This window comes from Acinetobacter sp. YH01018 (assembly GCF_013420295.1).
GTDB lineage: Bacteria > Pseudomonadota > Gammaproteobacteria > Pseudomonadales > Moraxellaceae > Acinetobacter.
This window is the reverse complement of the sequence record NZ_VOYL01000001.1, coordinates 47,947-63,126: the sequence shown is the minus strand read 5'-3', so window position 1 is coordinate 63,126 and position 15,180 is coordinate 47,947. Positions and strand designations below refer to the sequence as shown.

15 protein-coding genes are annotated in these 15,180 nt (G+C 39.5%); 7 read left to right on the top strand and 8 right to left on the bottom strand.

Annotated elements, in window-relative coordinates:
- Positions 1–207 precede the first annotated feature (207 nt).
- Positions 208–408, top strand: coding sequence for a hypothetical protein (locus FTT83_RS00300; protein ID WP_180176102.1), 201 nt, complete (start codon positions 208–210; stop codon positions 406–408).
- Between the two features lie 265 nt (positions 409–673).
- Here the strand turns inward: FTT83_RS00300 and FTT83_RS00295 are convergent, their stop codons facing one another.
- Entirely contained in the window at positions 674–883 is a 210-nt protein-coding gene (locus FTT83_RS00295; protein WP_086175076.1) for a cold-shock protein, read from the bottom strand.
- Positions 884–1,327: 444 nt separating this feature from the next.
- On the opposite strand from FTT83_RS00295, the gene FTT83_RS00290 reads away from it, so the two are divergent.
- The 4 genes from FTT83_RS00290 (at position 1,328) to FTT83_RS00275 (ending at position 6,535) form a co-directional block, all read left to right on the top strand.
- Positions 1,328–1,687 (top strand): hypothetical protein, encoded by a 360-nt coding sequence (locus FTT83_RS00290; protein WP_180176101.1) that lies wholly within the window; start codon positions 1,328–1,330, stop codon positions 1,685–1,687.
- A gap of 144 nt (positions 1,688–1,831) precedes the next feature.
- Entirely contained in the window at positions 1,832–2,104 is a 273-nt protein-coding gene (locus FTT83_RS00285) for a hypothetical protein (protein WP_180176154.1), read from the top strand.
- Between the two features lie 296 nt (positions 2,105–2,400).
- Positions 2,401–5,040 (top strand): bifunctional aconitate hydratase 2/2-methylisocitrate dehydratase, encoded by a 2,640-nt coding sequence (locus FTT83_RS00280; RefSeq protein ID WP_180176100.1) that lies wholly within the window; start codon positions 2,401–2,403, stop codon positions 5,038–5,040.
- A 355-nt stretch (positions 5,041–5,395) separates the two neighbouring features.
- A complete protein-coding gene (locus FTT83_RS00275; RefSeq protein ID WP_180176099.1) occupies positions 5,396–6,535 on the top strand; it encodes a GGDEF domain-containing protein in 1,140 nt (379 codons plus the stop codon).
- A 223-nt stretch (positions 6,536–6,758) separates the two neighbouring features.
- On the opposite strand, the gene FTT83_RS00270 is transcribed toward FTT83_RS00275, so the two are convergent.
- The gene (locus tag FTT83_RS00270; RefSeq protein WP_180176098.1) at positions 6,759–7,619 is read right to left on the bottom strand and encodes an alpha/beta fold hydrolase; all 861 of its coding nucleotides are present in this window, start codon (positions 7,617–7,619) and stop codon (positions 6,759–6,761) included.
- Between the two features lie 118 nt (positions 7,620–7,737).
- Between FTT83_RS00270 and FTT83_RS00265 the strand changes: the two genes are divergently transcribed.
- On the top strand, positions 7,738–8,208 hold the full coding sequence (locus FTT83_RS00265) for a hypothetical protein (RefSeq protein WP_180176097.1): 471 nt from the start codon (positions 7,738–7,740) through the stop codon (positions 8,206–8,208).
- Positions 8,209–8,278: 70 nt separating this feature from the next.
- Here the strand turns inward: FTT83_RS00265 and FTT83_RS00260 are convergent, their stop codons facing one another.
- Together FTT83_RS00260 and brnQ are read right to left on the bottom strand one after the other, a co-directional pair.
- A complete protein-coding gene (locus FTT83_RS00260) occupies positions 8,279–8,521 on the bottom strand; it encodes a hypothetical protein (protein ID WP_086197385.1) in 243 nt (80 codons plus the stop codon).
- 480 nt (positions 8,522–9,001) lie between these two features.
- On the bottom strand, positions 9,002–10,294 hold the full coding sequence (gene brnQ / locus FTT83_RS00255; protein WP_180176096.1) for a branched-chain amino acid transport system II carrier protein: 1,293 nt from the start codon (positions 10,292–10,294) through the stop codon (positions 9,002–9,004).
- 358 nt (positions 10,295–10,652) lie between these two features.
- On the opposite strand from brnQ, the gene map reads away from it, so the two are divergent.
- Positions 10,653–11,447: a type I methionyl aminopeptidase gene (gene map / locus FTT83_RS00250; protein ID WP_180043739.1), complete on the top strand. Its 795-nt coding sequence runs from the start codon at positions 10,653–10,655 to the stop codon at positions 11,445–11,447.
- Positions 11,448–11,847: 400 nt separating this feature from the next.
- Here map and FTT83_RS00245 read toward each other — a convergent pair whose 3' ends face one another.
- From FTT83_RS00245 to FTT83_RS00230, 4 genes are all read right to left on the bottom strand, one after another.
- Positions 11,848–12,747, bottom strand: coding sequence for a LysR substrate-binding domain-containing protein (locus FTT83_RS00245; RefSeq protein ID WP_180176095.1), 900 nt, complete (start codon positions 12,745–12,747; stop codon positions 11,848–11,850).
- A 96-nt stretch (positions 12,748–12,843) separates the two neighbouring features.
- Positions 12,844–13,548 carry a Sir2 family NAD-dependent protein deacetylase gene (locus tag FTT83_RS00240; protein WP_180176094.1) on the bottom strand — a complete coding sequence of 235 codons (705 nt, stop codon included), beginning with the start codon at positions 13,546–13,548 and terminating at the stop codon, positions 12,844–12,846.
- Between the two features lie 26 nt (positions 13,549–13,574).
- Entirely contained in the window at positions 13,575–14,495 is a 921-nt protein-coding gene (locus FTT83_RS00235) for an alpha/beta fold hydrolase (RefSeq protein WP_180176093.1), read from the bottom strand.
- Between the two features lie 14 nt (positions 14,496–14,509).
- Entirely contained in the window at positions 14,510–15,055 is a 546-nt protein-coding gene (locus FTT83_RS00230; RefSeq protein WP_180176092.1) for a PadR family transcriptional regulator, read from the bottom strand.
- Positions 15,056–15,180 lie beyond the last annotated feature (125 nt).

The following is a 15,180-nucleotide window of genomic DNA, read 5'->3' as shown; positions in this document are numbered from 1 at the left end:
AAGATTGGTCTGCATTGTTTTTAGCAGTGTAGACCATATACAGCTTGTTGCATCATTTCGGACTTAAATACAAGTGTTGCATTTGTGGTTTTAGCTACAACAAAATATCTCATCATCAGTTACACAAATAAGGATAGTTCACTATTGAATAACACTGTCGAATGTTTGAGCATGATATTTTGTTGATCAAACAAGTGATGGATTGTCATGATAGATGAAGAAAAGCCTTTAGATTTTGACGATGATAATGAGCCTCAAGATTTCGAAGATGAAGAATTTATCGACGATAAGAGAGAGGAAGAGATGTACAACACGATTACTAAAGATGGCTCAAGTGTTGACCCTGCAGATGATGGAACTCGTCATATTCGACCTGAAGATGGGGATCCGATAGAAGTTGAAGAGTAAAGAATAGCCCAATTCAATATTGGGCTATTTATTTTCTGTGAGGTGGTGGACATGAATGAAACAATATTTCCAATCCCCCGATTCTGACCTCAGCAATGTCACTCGCAACGTGCATCATTGAAACTAAAATTAATGAACTGGTAGATCAACTACTCAATAAAACACCCTAATTTAGCGCATCAGTGTTTTAAAATCCAAAAAAAGCGAGAGTTAAACTCTCGCTTTTTTTAAATCATACTTGCAGTCGGCAAGCGCGATTTAAAAATTATAGTGCTACGATGTTTACAGCATTCGGGCCTTTTTGACCTTGAGCGATGCTGAATTCAACTTGTTGGCCTTCAGCCAAAGTTTTGAAGCCATTACCAGTGATTTCGCTGAAATGAGCGAAAACGTCAGGGCCATTTTCTTGTTGAATAAAACCAAAACCTTTAGTTTCGTTAAACCACTTAACAGTACCTTTTACAGTATTAGACATAATAAAATCCTTAAAAATGTTTTTAGCTTATTGAAAAGCCAGATAATTTAACTTGAAAATAAGAATGGAACTTTAAATCTGAAAAACGAAGGATTATGACTAAAACTGCGAAATACAAGAAGATTTACCAGAGCAAACTATTTTTCTAGTTGGCTTTAAGCATACAGTTATGTATGAAATTATGCAAATGAATAGCTACCTATTGCTGCATTTTATAGCTTAAATTTGTAACTTAATAATTATATTTAATTAAATTAATAACTTAAAGATCAGTTAAAAATAAAAAAATCAATTCAAAGTCTTTTTTAAAACCATGAACTTAAAATAGAGCTTATTTTTATGTACTTGATTTTAGTTTGCTCATGATTTTTGGGGATATCTTGTTTTGATGATTTCGTATTTTCATGAACTTTGATTATGATAGGGGGCAATAGGAGAACATTGATGAAAAAGTTATTCACTTTGATGGCATTGGTTGCCTTGGTGGGCTGTGCTGAAAAGAAGCCGCTAACACCTGAAGAGCAGTGGAAAGGCTATTGTACGAGTATGGGTAATGCGGCAAACAATATTATGTATGATCGTCAAAATACCATTACCAAAGAGGCCGCTATAGAACACGCCAACAAGATTGAAGATGAAATCACCAAAACCTTTATTCTGGATATTATTGAACAGGTCTATGCATTTCCTATAGATGAAATTAGTAAAGATCCAGAAGCCAGCCGTAATCAATTTAAGCAGAAAATAACTGAAAAATGTATCGCTACGCCGCATGATAAAATGCCGAATTACAAACCGTTCTAATGAACGGTTTTTTATTGGGTGACTTAAAATAGCCTGAGTATATTGATCAGCATAAATTGTGACATTTGCTTCATTAAAAATATGGAAAAACTTATCTTGTTATTGAATAATGAAATCAAGAATTATAATGACTGGAGTAGAAATATGGATGTGATTGGCTACTTACATCATGAAGATTTGCTCTTGGAAGATGAGCACGGTGTAGCAATTATTGGTGGTGCAAATTATGTCCTGAGTGTGGGAGATAAAGTGTTTCTGCGCAGAAAATTGGCAGATCAGCATTATCCTCGTTATTTAGTTGATATTTCATTCGCCAGTAATCAACATCAAGGCCTGTTTGAAGATGAATGTGCAGTTAAATTTACCGGGAATCGTACAGAATTAGCTCAATATTTAACAGCTACCACTGTCCACTAAGGTTGAATATTTTTATAGAAGCAAAACAGGCAACATGGAGTTGTCTTTTTTGTGTTGAATGTTCCATTAAAAGTAACTTTTTTCATCATCAAAAAGCTTTAAAAGTGAAGGATTTGCTTATTGTGTAATCGATATGGGCATTATTTAGCTATAAAATAATGGGCATCACAAAGAAACACTGTAGTTGCATTAACTTTTAACTGGAATTTTAGTAAAATTTAGCAGTCCATATTATTTGCGAAGCTTTGCATAAGCTGGAATTCGTAAATAATTTTTTAAAAAAGAGGAATAACACTGTGCTAGAAGCTTACCGCCAACACGTTGCAGAACGTGCCGCACTCGGAGTCCCACCGAAGCCACTTGACGATGCTCAAACAGCTGACTTGGTTGAACTATTAAAAAATCCACCAGCTGGAGAAGAAGCATTTTTAGTTGACTTGCTTGAAAACCGTGTTCCAGCAGGTGTTGACCAAGCTGCTTATGTTAAAGCTGCTTTCTTGGCTGCTGTGGCAAAAGGTGAAGCGACTTCGCCATTAGTTTCTAAAGAACGTGCGGTTTACTTACTGGGTACTATGCTTGGTGGTTATAACGTTGCGCCTTTAGTTGAACTTTTAGACAATGCAGAATTATCAGGTTTAGCTGCTGATGCATTGAAAAAAACTCTTCTTGTATTTGATGCATTCCATGACGTAGCTGACAAAGCGAAAGCGGGCAATGCAAATGCACAAGCTGTTATGCAGTCTTGGGCTGATGCTGAATGGTTCACTAGCCGTAAAGACGTTCCAGAAGAAATTAAACTCACTGTATTCAAAGTTACTGGTGAAACTAATACTGATGACTTGTCTCCAGCTCAAGATGCTTGGAGCCGTCCGGACATCCCATTACATGCAAATGCGATGTTGAAAAACGAACGTGATGGCATCAATCCTGAAAAACCAGGTGAAGTTGGTCCATTAAACCAAATTAAAGAACTTGTTGCGAAAGGCAACCAAGTTGCTTACGTCGGCGACGTAGTTGGTACAGGTTCTTCTCGTAAATCTGCAACTAACTCTGTTCTTTGGTTCTTTGGTGACGAAATTGCTCACATCCCGAACAAAAAAGACGGTGGTTACTGCTTAGGTGGTAAAATTGCTCCGATCTTCTTCAACACAATGGAAGATGCTGGTGCGTTACCAGTCGAGATCGACGTTACCAACATGAACATGGGCGACGAGATCACACTTAAAATCGACCATGCTGCTGCTAAAGTAACTGCATTCAAAGATGGCGCTCAAATTGCCGAGTCTGAACTCAAAACTCCAGTGTTGTTAGATGAAGTACGTGCTGGTGGCCGTATCAACCTGATCATTGGTCGTGGTTTGACTGGTAAAGCGCGTGAAGCTTTAGGTCTTGCACCTTCAACTTTATTCCGTACTCCAGTTCAACCTGAGAATACTGGTAAAGGTTTCACTCAAGCTCAAAAAATGGTAGGTCGCGCTTGTGGTCTTCCAGAAGGTCAAGGTGTTCGTCCAGGTACTTACTGCGAACCTAAGATGACAACTGTTGGTTCTCAAGATACAACTGGTCCTATGACTCGTGACGAATTGAAAGACTTGGCTTGCCTAGGCTTCTCTGCTGACCTAGTAATGCAATCTTTCTGTCACACAGCTGCGTATCCAAAACCAGTTGACGTACAAATGCAACACACGCTTCCTGATTTCATCATGAACCGTGGTGGTGTTTCATTACGTCCAGGTGACGGTATTATTCACTCTTGGTTAAACCGTATGCTTCTTCCAGATACTGTTGGTACTGGTGGTGACTCACATACTCGTTTCCCAATCGGTATTTCATTCCCAGCAGGTTCTGGTCTTGTAGCGTTCGCTGCAGCGACTGGTGTTATGCCACTAGACATGCCTGAATCTGTTCTTGTGAAATTCAAAGGTAAAATGCAGCCTGGTATCACTCTACGTGACCTTGTACATGCGATTCCTTACCGTGCGATCCAAGAAGGCGATCTTACTGTTGAGAAAAAAGGTAAGAAAAACATTTTCTCTGGTCGTATCCTAGAAATCGACCTGACTGAAATGGAAACTGAATTAACAGTAGAACAAGCATTCGAACTTTCTGATGCTTCTGCTGAACGTTCTGCTGCTGGTTGTTCAATTACGCTTTCTGAAGAGAAAGTTGCTGAATACCTCCGTTCTAACATCACTATGTTGAAATGGATGATTTCTCAAGGTTATGGCGATGCGCGTACTATGGCTCGTCGTGTTGAGAACATGGAAAAATGGTTGGCGAATCCATCACTTCTTAAAGCTGATGCTGACGCTGAATACACTAAAGTGTATGAAATCGACCTAGCTACAATCACTGAACCTGTTCTTTGCTGCCCGAATGATCCAGATGACGCGAAACTTCTTTCTGACGTTCAAGGCGTTAAGATTGATGAGGTATTCGTTGGTTCATGTATGACGAATATCGGTCACTTCCGTGCTGCGGGTAAATTACTTGATAAAGTACCTGGTGGCGTATTGTCTACTCGTTTATGGTTGGCTCCGCCAACTCGTATGGACGAGCACCAATTGATGGAAGAAGGTTTCTATAACATTTATGGTAAAGCTGGCGCTCGTACTGAAATGCCAGGCTGTTCATTATGTATGGGTAACCAGGCACGTGTAGCTCCGAACACAACTTGTGTATCGACTTCTACTCGTAACTTCCCGAACCGTTTAGGTCAAGGCGCTAACGTTTACTTAGCTTCTGCTGAACTTGCATCTGTTGCTGCTGTACTTGGTAAATTACCAACTCCAGAAGAATACCAACAATATGCAGCTCAAATTGACAGCATGTCGGCTGACATCTATCAATACTTGAACTTCGACAAGATGGGCGAGTATACAGATGCTGCTAAAGACATCGATACTAAGAAAATTGCTGCTGCTCAATTGTCTTAATTGATTAAGTAGTTGAGAATAAGGGCTGATTTATCAGCCCTTATTTTTTGGAGTAATGACAAATATAGAGAGTTGGTATTCTGGGCTTTTTAAAAGCCTCAATGAATTTATACAAACGTCTGATCTTTGCTGAAAAGTAATATTTCCAAGCACTCTAATAGAACAATGACTTTAAATATTCAATAAAAGTGCGAATATTTTGTTGAGATGGAATATGAAAAGCGCGTTTAAAAATTACTGATTTTTTAAAAAATAATCAATTAATATTTTCTTATTAAAAATAAATATTTATTGAATAAGTTTAGCTAAACAATTTAGAATAAAAACTACACAGTTCTAGTGGTTATTCAAGTCCGTGAATCTACCAGCTACTCACTATTTCTTGTTGATTTACCCAATTTGCTTAATTCTGATTGGTACGGCCTTTATTGTTGCATATTTAAGGTTTAAAGCACCCAAGTATTTAATGTGGATGGGAGTTGGTTGTATTCTGTTATCTGTAGCATTCGCTACACAGACATTGATGACAAATACACAACTACGGCTAACAGCGCCTTGGTTTGCAATTATGTATATAGGTGGGGTTTGGGCAGTCGTACATGGAATGTTCTTAAAAGCTAATGCTAAATTAAATATATGGATCTCTTCTGGCCTTATTATTGCGGGTATAACTTTACTTCTATATTTCACCTATATCGATGAGAATTTATGGTCACGAGTGGTCATAGTTAGTGTGGTGGTTTTATGCTTGGAAGCTTTAGCCCTACCAAAAGTATATGCTTTATTTAAAAAAACCTATGCTTTAGAAAAACTTTTGTGTTTGAGCTATTTTTTCGTCGTTATCTATGCATTTATTAGAGCTTTAATAGTCATTGTGTATCTTCAAGAACTGCAATATATGACCGTGGCGACCACAACTTGGTGGATGATGCTGATTTCTATAAATGTTTTTATCAGTCTGTGGTTTGCCATTATTCTCTCGGCCGTAGCTGTAAAAGAAATGTTTACTAGCCTTAATGAAGAGCGGTTGAGAGATCCTTTAACCAAATTGTATAACCGTAATGGCTTTCTGGAAAAAACCAAAGACCTGTTTGAGAAAAAACAGTATGGTGAAGTTTATCTTGTGATGTGTGATATTGATAATTTTAAGAATATAAATGATACATGGGGACATGTTGTGGGAGATAAAATTTTATACGCATTTGCCGATATATGCAGATTTAATATTCGGGAAGGTGATATTGTTGGGCGGTTTGGTGGGGAAGAATTTATTATCTTGCTGCAAAGTCCAAATGAGGAGGCTTCATGGGTTTTGGTTGAGCGTTTACGTAAAAAGGTTGAAGATCAAATTTTTATTCATGACATTAAAATTACTGCAAGTTTTGGAGCGGCTAAAATAGAGACAGAATCCCAGTTTATGAGTGCCTTGGAAATAGCAGATAAGCATTTATATGAAGCCAAAAATAGTGGACGAAACCGGGTATGTTTTAATTAAAAAAATTAGATTTACCTTTAATGTCCGGATTTTGAATTAAATAAAAATTATAGAACGCCATTATTTTTGTTCATCATATACAAGTAATAAATTTTAGGCATTAAAAAGCCCCATGGTTAGGGGGCTAGTCGTATATAAGATCTAAGCTTATATACTGTAAGAGGCTCATCTCAAACTAAGTGTATTAGAACATAATTTTCTAAAATTGGCGATGTATAAATGCTTAAGCCAAGAGTTCTTTTCCAATCACCGACCATAAATTTCGATGAGACTTCTTAAACATCAGCATATGACCAATCGTTTTATGTCCGTAGCTTTTCGGTTTTAGCTCAATCATTTGAGTATCGGCATTCGGGTACAGGCGTAATAAATCCTTTACGTTGGCTTTCGTTGCAATTTCATCATCCGATGACCACAGTACCGTAATCGGGCAGCTAATTTGAGTGTGATAATCTTCAAACACGCTTTTGCCAATCGCATTGATCACATAACCCGGTTTACGACAAAATTGTGCCCATTGTTTGGCGACATCTTTAGGTAGATTTTCTCCCATTCCAATTGCTTGAGTTGGAGCATAACCTTTGGTGATGCGAGCCAATGGAAAAAGGACATTAAACATGACAGAAGCCAGCAATTTGGTGCGGCCCTTTAAGCCTTTAACATGCCCGGTTGAACCTGAAACCGCAACAACTTTGGCTACTTTTTCATGATTAGGCACAATCCCCAAAAGCTGACCGCCAGCACTGTGACCAACTAAAATGACCTGATCGGCTCGAGTTTTATATAACAAGGTCTCTATTGCAGCAGAAATATCCAGTTTACCCCAATCTACAATGCTGGCTTCAGATTGACTAACCGGACCATGTAAAGAACGACCAATTCCGCGGAAATCAAAACTCAAAACCTCATAGCCTTGTGTGATTAACCATTCTGCAAAAGCATGATAAAAATTCTGGGTAATCCCGGTTGCTGGACAGATGAGGACTGGGTAATTCTTTTTTTGCGTAGCGCTGGCTGCATAAAAGCGGCCGCTAAGTGAATATCCATCTTTACAGGTAATTGTTAATGATTCAAAAGTGTTCATATGGAGAATATGGAATAAGTATATATGGTAACTACTGTAGCCAAGTTCTAAAAAGAAACTTGTATAATTCATGACTTTAAAGTCAAAATAACGATCTAAAAAATAAGGATATAAATGCATGGAAGCGGAAAATTTAACACAGGCTGTAGCTTGGGCCGTGTTGTTTAGTGGTGTTTTTCTTTGGGTGGGTATGCTGACCGGGGTATGGAAATATTATCAGATTCGTCATTCAGCACAGGCGCGGGCTCATTATTATGTCGATATTGCGCATAGAAGTAGCTTGCTCTATGCACCAGCCAGCCTGATTATTGCAATTCTAGCCCATTTTTCAGTTTGGAGTGAGGGACTTAACTTTACTTTTGTATTGATCAATCTTTTCTTTTTTAGCTTTTCAATTTTAAGTTATGTGTTACATGGCTGGCTGAAAGATACGACCAATCAGTTTAAGCAGCCTCATCAAATGGGACGTTGGCATTTGCCAAAATGGATGCTAAGTAGTGCAATTATTCTTCTGATCATTGGAGAGTTGGGTGCTACAGCAGGATTATTGCTTGGTACAATGATCGGCCTGGTGAAAGTTTTAACTTGATGGTTGGTGATTTGGGTATAAGTTTTGGATGATTAATTATTATTAAGATGGGTGATAGTTCACCCATCTTTTATTCTGTAGAAGTATTCTGCTTTTGTTGACGGTATTTCTGATCGACCACAGCCCACACATAGAAAGCTACCGATACAATAAAAGCATACATAAAGAATTCAGGTTTTAAGTTGCCTTGAATTAAACCATGAATAATGAGTGTCACAATCAGAGCAACCGTAGTACTCAAATAAGTGACCATATTCTTATTTGCTTTTAGAGCGTTAATGAAGATTTCTTTATTGAAATGTAATGATAACATCTCCACTCCTCCGGTTATATATTGACCTAAACCTAATTGTTTTAGTCAGATTAGTTTCTATTGTTGTACTTGGTATTTCGATTCATTTCAATAGTTGATGTCACTATTTTGTCATAAAAATATGTTAGACATAAGTTTATAGCCTGATTTTATTCAACATATAAATGCTGGATATTTCTTCTGAATATGCAATTATCCTCCTCATTCATTCTTACTAGTTAAAAAGATGTCAAGATACTCAACAATAGTAAATATAAAAGAAGCAATATTGATGCCAGTCTAGAAGTGTATCAAGGTTTGGGACGGGATGCGGTAGGATCAGTCTAATCGTGACTGATTGAATTTTATATGTTTTAAGCAAACATGTTAGATTGATGAGGATGTAAACAATAAAACCCAGTTTGGGTAAAACATGATGTTTTATTGATCACTGTTAAAATCAGGTTTGGGTAAAACCAGATTTTAAGCACATCAACTCAGTTATTTTTTAACTTTATCGATGACGATAGCAATAATCAGCACAATAATAGATGGAATCAGCCATGCTAAATTTTGTGCGTTTAACGGTAGATTTTGAATGAAGCTAGGTAAGTAGGCTTCAAGTCCTGCAACTTTCAGGCCGTCAAAAATACCGAATAACAGGGCTACTGCAGTTACTGGTGCAACCACATAAGCAGGCCGGTTGAAAAATTTCCACAAGAAGCTCAGTAGAATCACTGCAATTGCTGGTGGATAAATGGCACTTAAAACAGGTACAGACACAGCAATCAGTTTGGTTAAACCGAGGTTTGAAATGATGAAAGCGAAACCAACCAGAACAAACACTAAAATTTTATAAGGAATTTTAGTCAGTTCCGAAAAGTATTCTGCACAAGCACAGGTTAAACCAATCGCTGTTACCATACAGGCCAGGAAAATCATGCCGGTCAAGAATACAGAACCAATATCACCAAAAGCATGCTGCACATAGGCATGCAGGATCACTGCACCATTGGCTGCATTTGGAGCGACTTCATGGCTGCCTAAACCGAGTTTAAACAGGCTTAAATAAACCAAGGTTAAACCTGCACCAGAAATCAAGCTGGCAATCACGGCATACTTGGTCACCAGTTTTTTATCTGTTACACCACGTGAATGAATTGCGTGAATAATAACAATACCAAATACCAATGCACCCAAAGTGTCCATAGTTAAGTAACCATTGACAAAACCTTCAGAAACTGGGGCAGTCGCATAGTTGTTAATTGCTGGTGAAATGAACCCAGCAGGAATGACAAATGCAGAGATACCTAATACTGCCAAAGAAATAATCTTTAAAGGTGCCAGGAAGTGGCCGACAGTATCGAGCAGTTTGTTGGGATATAAGGAAATAACAGTGACGACTGCAAAATAAATTGCACTATAAATCAGCAGACTGCTACTTGATGTACCAAAATAGGAAGAGAAACCGATTTCATAGGAAACTGTGGCTGTACGAGGTGTTGCAAATAGAGGACCAACAGCTAAGTAACATACAATGGTTAAAATCAGGCTGGCGATTTTACCCAGAGGTGAACTTAAATTCTGGATTGATCCTTCTACACGTGAAAGTGCCATAATGGTGATAACAGGCAGGCCAACTGCAGTAATAAGAAAACCTAAAGCAGCTAACCATACATGTTCACCCGCTTGTTGAGCGACAATTGGTGGAAAGATAATATTGCCCGCACCAATAAAAAGTGCAAAAGTCATAAAACCCAAGGCAATAATATCCCTTGTGCGGAGATTCGTCATAAAAAGGGAGAGGAATTAAACAAAAAAGCGATTTTAGAAGATATTAGTGCTTTTTTACAGTTCATTTTATGCAGCTTATAAGTTTTAGAGGTTCAGTAAGCTCTTAAACTGAACAACTGAAGAGTTTAAGTTTATTTATATATTTGATTAATTGGTAAAAAGCATAAAAGTATAGGCTGTTATGCTTTTTTAATTTTTTAAGCAGATTTTGATTTTTTTATACTGATCGTTTAAATGTATATAAATTAACCGCATGGTTGACTAAAAATGCTCAAAACTCCGCTGTTTATCTGCTCATATTAAACAAAATTAAAGTAAAAGGACTATAATCATAAGCCTTATTTCTGAGGATGATGCAATGAAAGCTTCCACTATTACCATTAAAACTGAGCAAGATTTAGAGAAACTCCGTATTTCTGGACGTTTGGCTGCTCAGGTTTTGGAGATGATAGGGAAGTATGTCAAGCCTGGAGTAAGTACCGAGTATCTGGATGATATCTGCAATGACTTCATTGTGAATACCTTAAAAGTCATTCCAGCCAACGTGGGCTATTATGGCTATACCAAAACCACCTGTATTTCTCCAAATGAAGTGGTGTGTCACGGTATCCCATCGCCAAACACCATTTTGCAGGATGGTGACATTATCAATATTGATGTGGCGATCATTAAAGATGGTTATTTTGGCGATACTAGCCGGATGTATTATGTCGGAAATGTAAAACCGGAAGCGAAAAAACTGGTTGAAACCACTTATGAAGCCATGGTAGCCGGCATCCATGCGGTGAAACCGGGCGCAACTTTAGGTGATATCGGTTTTGCCATTCAGTCTGTGGCTCATCGTGAGGGCTATAGCATTGTCCGTGAATACTGCGGTCATGGCATTGGTAAGGTCTATCATGAACAGCCGAATGTGCTGCATTATGGTCAGCCTGGTCAAGGTCTGATCCTTAAAAAAGGCATGGTTTTTACCATTGAGCCGATGGTCAATGCAGGCAAGGCGCGTGTTAAAGAGCTTAAGGATGGCTGGACTGTTGTTACAGCAGACCGCTCTTTGACAGCACAATGGGAACATATGGTTGCGGTAACGGATACCGGTTTTGAACTGTTATCTCCTTGGCCAGAAGGTACCGGTTCATATCCTGAAATTTAAACGAGAAAGATAAAATGAAATAGATTGTTTTATACTTTGGTATAAAATTGTTGATTTTATGTTCAAATTAAGTTTTAAAATCTATTAATTTTAATTTATATTGTTGATTTATATAATAAAATTATTTTTATTATTATTTTGTAATATATTTTATATATTAGATTTATATATTTTTTCTTTGTACTATACAACTATAGATTCTAGCTGTAGTTTCTTATTTTTCCTTATTTAAAGTTTATAAGCTTATCCACCTCGGATAAGCTTTTTTTTGCCTAAAATTTTGTATTACTCAAGTGAATTTTACTTTTTTGTGATCAGTCTAGCCGTTTGTAGGGTGCAAGCAACAACTCAAAGGCTTTGAAGATAAACCTGATTGTTTTTCCAAGCAGAGGCATGAGTATTAATACTTGCTGAGCTGTTCCACCAAATAGTCGATAAAGACACGGACCGCGGGGAGCAAGCCACGGCGTGAAGGATAGACTACATGAAAAATACCATGCGGTGCTTTCCAGTCCGGCAGTACACGCACCAGTTCACCACTTTGAACATAGTCCTGAACAATGCTGTCAGGCAATAGCACAATCCCGCAATTTTGTCGTGCCAGTTGTGCCAGCATCATCAGGTCAGACCCCATCACCACGGGATTGACCTTGATTTTCTTCTGCTGTTTTTTATTATCGTGTACAACAATATACTGGTCTAAATGCTCATCCGACATGCTGAGAATTTGATGATCGCTTAAATCTTCCGGCTGTTTTAAGTCGCCAAATTCATTCAGATAGGCCTGGCTGGCAAACAGGTGCTGTTCGATATTTTCAAATTTGCGTAAAACCAGATTCGGGTCATCATCCAGATTGGAACGTACCCGGAGTGCCACATCAATGCCTTCATTGATGATATCGACACGGCGGTTACTGACAATGAGCTGTACCTTAATTTCAGGATAGGTTTTCAGGAATTTCGGTAAAATCTTGGCAATTTCATTTTGCGCAATTGAAACAGGCAGGCTGACCTTGATCACACCGCGTGGCTGAATGCTGAGATGGTCGACCAGATCGTGGGCCGCTTGTGCAGCATTCATCATGACCTGGGCATGGCGGTAAATATTCATGCCAATGTCGGTTACGGCAAAATGGCGGGAACTGCGCTGGATCAGCCGCACACCTAAATGTTCTTCCAGATTGTAAACGCGGCGGCTTAATTTTGATTTTGGAATATCGGTTGCGCGTTCTGCTGCACTAAACCCTCCATGTTCCACCACTAAGGCAAAGCAATAAAAATCATCAAGATCGGTCAGCATTTAAGAATTCCATTTATGCAACAATAAGCAGATTAAAAAATTATTGTTGCATTATGTCAATGGCTGCTGTGTCGTTTTGCTATTGAACAGAACAGTTTAGTGCTGTTGTCCTAACCATTCTTTTAGATGTTGCATGCCTTGAGTAGCAGTCATCACAATTTTCTGGAATTGTGGCGGGAGCCGCTGCCGGTCCGCCTTGGGGTCAATATAGTAAGCGCTACAATGCGCTGGAATTTCATGAATTAAGCCTGCCACGGGATAAACCTGCAGGCTGGTGCCAATCACGATAAAAATATCCGCATCCTGTACGCAGTCTTGTGCATCGGCATAAGCAGGCACAGCCTCGCCAAACCAGACCACATGTGGACGTAAAGGATAGCCATCCTTGCTGAAGTGTTTACTCAAATCCAGCTCAGAGCCTTCGACCGGATAGAATTCAGTGCTGTACTGAGCGTTTGGTCCGGAGCTTTTCGCCAGCCGGATATTGCCATGCAGATGAATGACCTGGCTGCTTCCAGCACGTTCATGCAGGTCGTCAATGTTTTGAGTAATGACATGCACATCAAAAAACTCTTCAAGTTCGGCAATCAGCAGATGAGCTGCATTGGGCTTGGCAGAGAGAATATTTTTGCGCCGTTGGTTATAGAAACGCTGGACCAGTTCCGGATCACGTTTCCAGGCTTCAGGTGTGGCGACGTCTTCGATTCGGTACTGCTCCCATAAGCCATCACTGTCACGAAAAGTGTTGATGCCACTTTCGGCACTCATGCCAGCACCGGAAAAGACCACCAGTTTTTTCATTTTGGCTCCTGACTTGATTCAGCTGTTTAAGGTTGATGAGCTGCATTGGCTTTCAAGAATGCGCTCATTTCTCGAGCAAACTTTAGCGGTTCGCTAAGCAAGGGGGTATGTCCAGATTTTTCAAAACGGACTTGTTTGGCATGGGCAATGCTTTGTGCAATCAAGGTTTGACCTTTCACCGGATAAAGCCTGGATTGCGTGCCACTGAGAAAAGTTACCGGACATTGCAGCTTTTGCAGGGCTTCGCGGTAATCTTCCTGATGGTACAGATAGTTGTTGATATACCAGGCCATATAGTCGACCCGGTGAGAGGGCAGTAATAAGCTTTGCAATCGCGACTGGTTGAGTACCCATTCAAAGGCTTTTAAACTGTATCTATTGCTATTTTGCAGGCCAATAAACTCTAGCCAGAGCTTGGCAAGCTGTCCGCGGGCTTGGCTATTCAGGTCTTTTATATATTGAATGTGTTGATGCTGAGCCAGCAACTGCGACAGCTCGGTCAGAATAGAAATAAACAGCTGATGCTGTGGACCAAATAAACCATAATCCCAGCTATCATCTACCGAAATTTTAGGGGTCTGGTCAATATGTAAATAGGCTGCAATCTGTTCGGCAAAGTTGCCATATTGCATGCCATGCATGGCCGTGGTTGCACCCATGGAATAGGCGATCACTACAAGATCATTTAAATGAAGCTGTTCAATCAGGCTGTCAATATCACGCCAGTGACTGGAAATCGCATCCAGTTCGGGAATGGCACACCCTTGAGAACCCCCAAAACCGCGCCAGTCCGGAATAATAAAGCGATGCGTTTTAGCATGCCGGTAAAGAAACGGAAGCCATTGCCAGCTTTGCATTCCCAGACCTGACAGGACCAAGACCGGTTGTCCTTGTCCAAACTCGCGAACAAAAAGTTGTTCATTATCGGGCATCAGGTAATGTGGCATGCGTGTGTCCTTTTTTAGTTCTTATGTTCAAATGCTTTTAACTGTGGAATCATGGTCTCTAACCACTTGATCCAGCCCATTTCCAGGTCAATCCCCAGTTGCAGAATCATTTTATGAATAAACAGAGTCCGGTCCTGATCCTGTGCATGGGCAAAATCTTTGGCAAAGATCGTTTGGTAAATTTTCAAATTTTGTTGATGCAAGATCAGGTGCCTTTCCAGTTCAGGCAACACCGTATTGCCACCGAGTTGAGCTTCGGCACGCAAACGCACCATTAAATCATCGCGCAATTGCGCAGGTGGACTTTGTTTGACCATCCAGTCAGCCAGTTCGGCGCGCCCCAATGCTTCAACCTGATAGGTCTTTTTACGGGTATTGGAACTGTGATCTTCAAGCGTGGAGATCCAGTTCTTTTGTTGCATGGCGCTGAGTTCACGGTAAATCTGCTGATGGGTCGCATTCCAGAAAAATCCCATGGAGCGGTCAAAGCGACGAGCCAAATCAATACCGGTACTGGGTTTTTCAATCAGGCTGGTCAATAAAACATGGGCTAAGGACATAAACGGCTCAGTCAATAAATCTTTACAGCTTCATTATGCAACATGTTGCATAAAAAACAAATCTGGAATATAAGTTATGCAACAAGTTGCATTAAAAGATATTTGCCAGCTGAGAAAGCACGCCA

Coding starts and splice junctions, on each gene's coding strand:
- FTT83_RS00260 (WP_086197385.1), bottom strand. CDS start 8,521: ATGTTATCATTACATTTCAATAAAGAAATCTTCATTAACGCTCTAAAA.
- FTT83_RS00295 (WP_086175076.1), bottom strand. CDS start 883: ATGTCTAATACTGTAAAAGGTACTGTTAAGTGGTTTAACGAAACTAAA.
- FTT83_RS00270 (WP_180176098.1), bottom strand. CDS start 7,619: ATGAACACTTTTGAATCATTAACAATTACCTGTAAAGATGGATATTCA.
- FTT83_RS00285 (WP_180176154.1), top strand. CDS start 1,832: ATGGATGTGATTGGCTACTTACATCATGAAGATTTGCTCTTGGAAGAT.
- FTT83_RS00235 (WP_180176093.1), bottom strand. CDS start 14,495: ATGCCACATTACCTGATGCCCGATAATGAACAACTTTTTGTTCGCGAG.
- FTT83_RS00265 (WP_180176097.1), top strand. CDS start 7,738: ATGGAAGCGGAAAATTTAACACAGGCTGTAGCTTGGGCCGTGTTGTTT.
- FTT83_RS00245 (WP_180176095.1), bottom strand. CDS start 12,747: ATGCTGACCGATCTTGATGATTTTTATTGCTTTGCCTTAGTGGTGGAA.
- FTT83_RS00300 (WP_180176102.1), top strand. CDS start 208: ATGATAGATGAAGAAAAGCCTTTAGATTTTGACGATGATAATGAGCCT.
- FTT83_RS00230 (WP_180176092.1), bottom strand. CDS start 15,055: ATGTCCTTAGCCCATGTTTTATTGACCAGCCTGATTGAAAAACCCAGT.
- FTT83_RS00290 (WP_180176101.1), top strand. CDS start 1,328: ATGAAAAAGTTATTCACTTTGATGGCATTGGTTGCCTTGGTGGGCTGT.
- FTT83_RS00240 (WP_180176094.1), bottom strand. CDS start 13,548: ATGAAAAAACTGGTGGTCTTTTCCGGTGCTGGCATGAGTGCCGAAAGT.
- map (WP_180043739.1), top strand. CDS start 10,653: ATGAAAGCTTCCACTATTACCATTAAAACTGAGCAAGATTTAGAGAAA.
- brnQ (WP_180176096.1), bottom strand. CDS start 10,294: ATGACGAATCTCCGCACAAGGGATATTATTGCCTTGGGTTTTATGACT.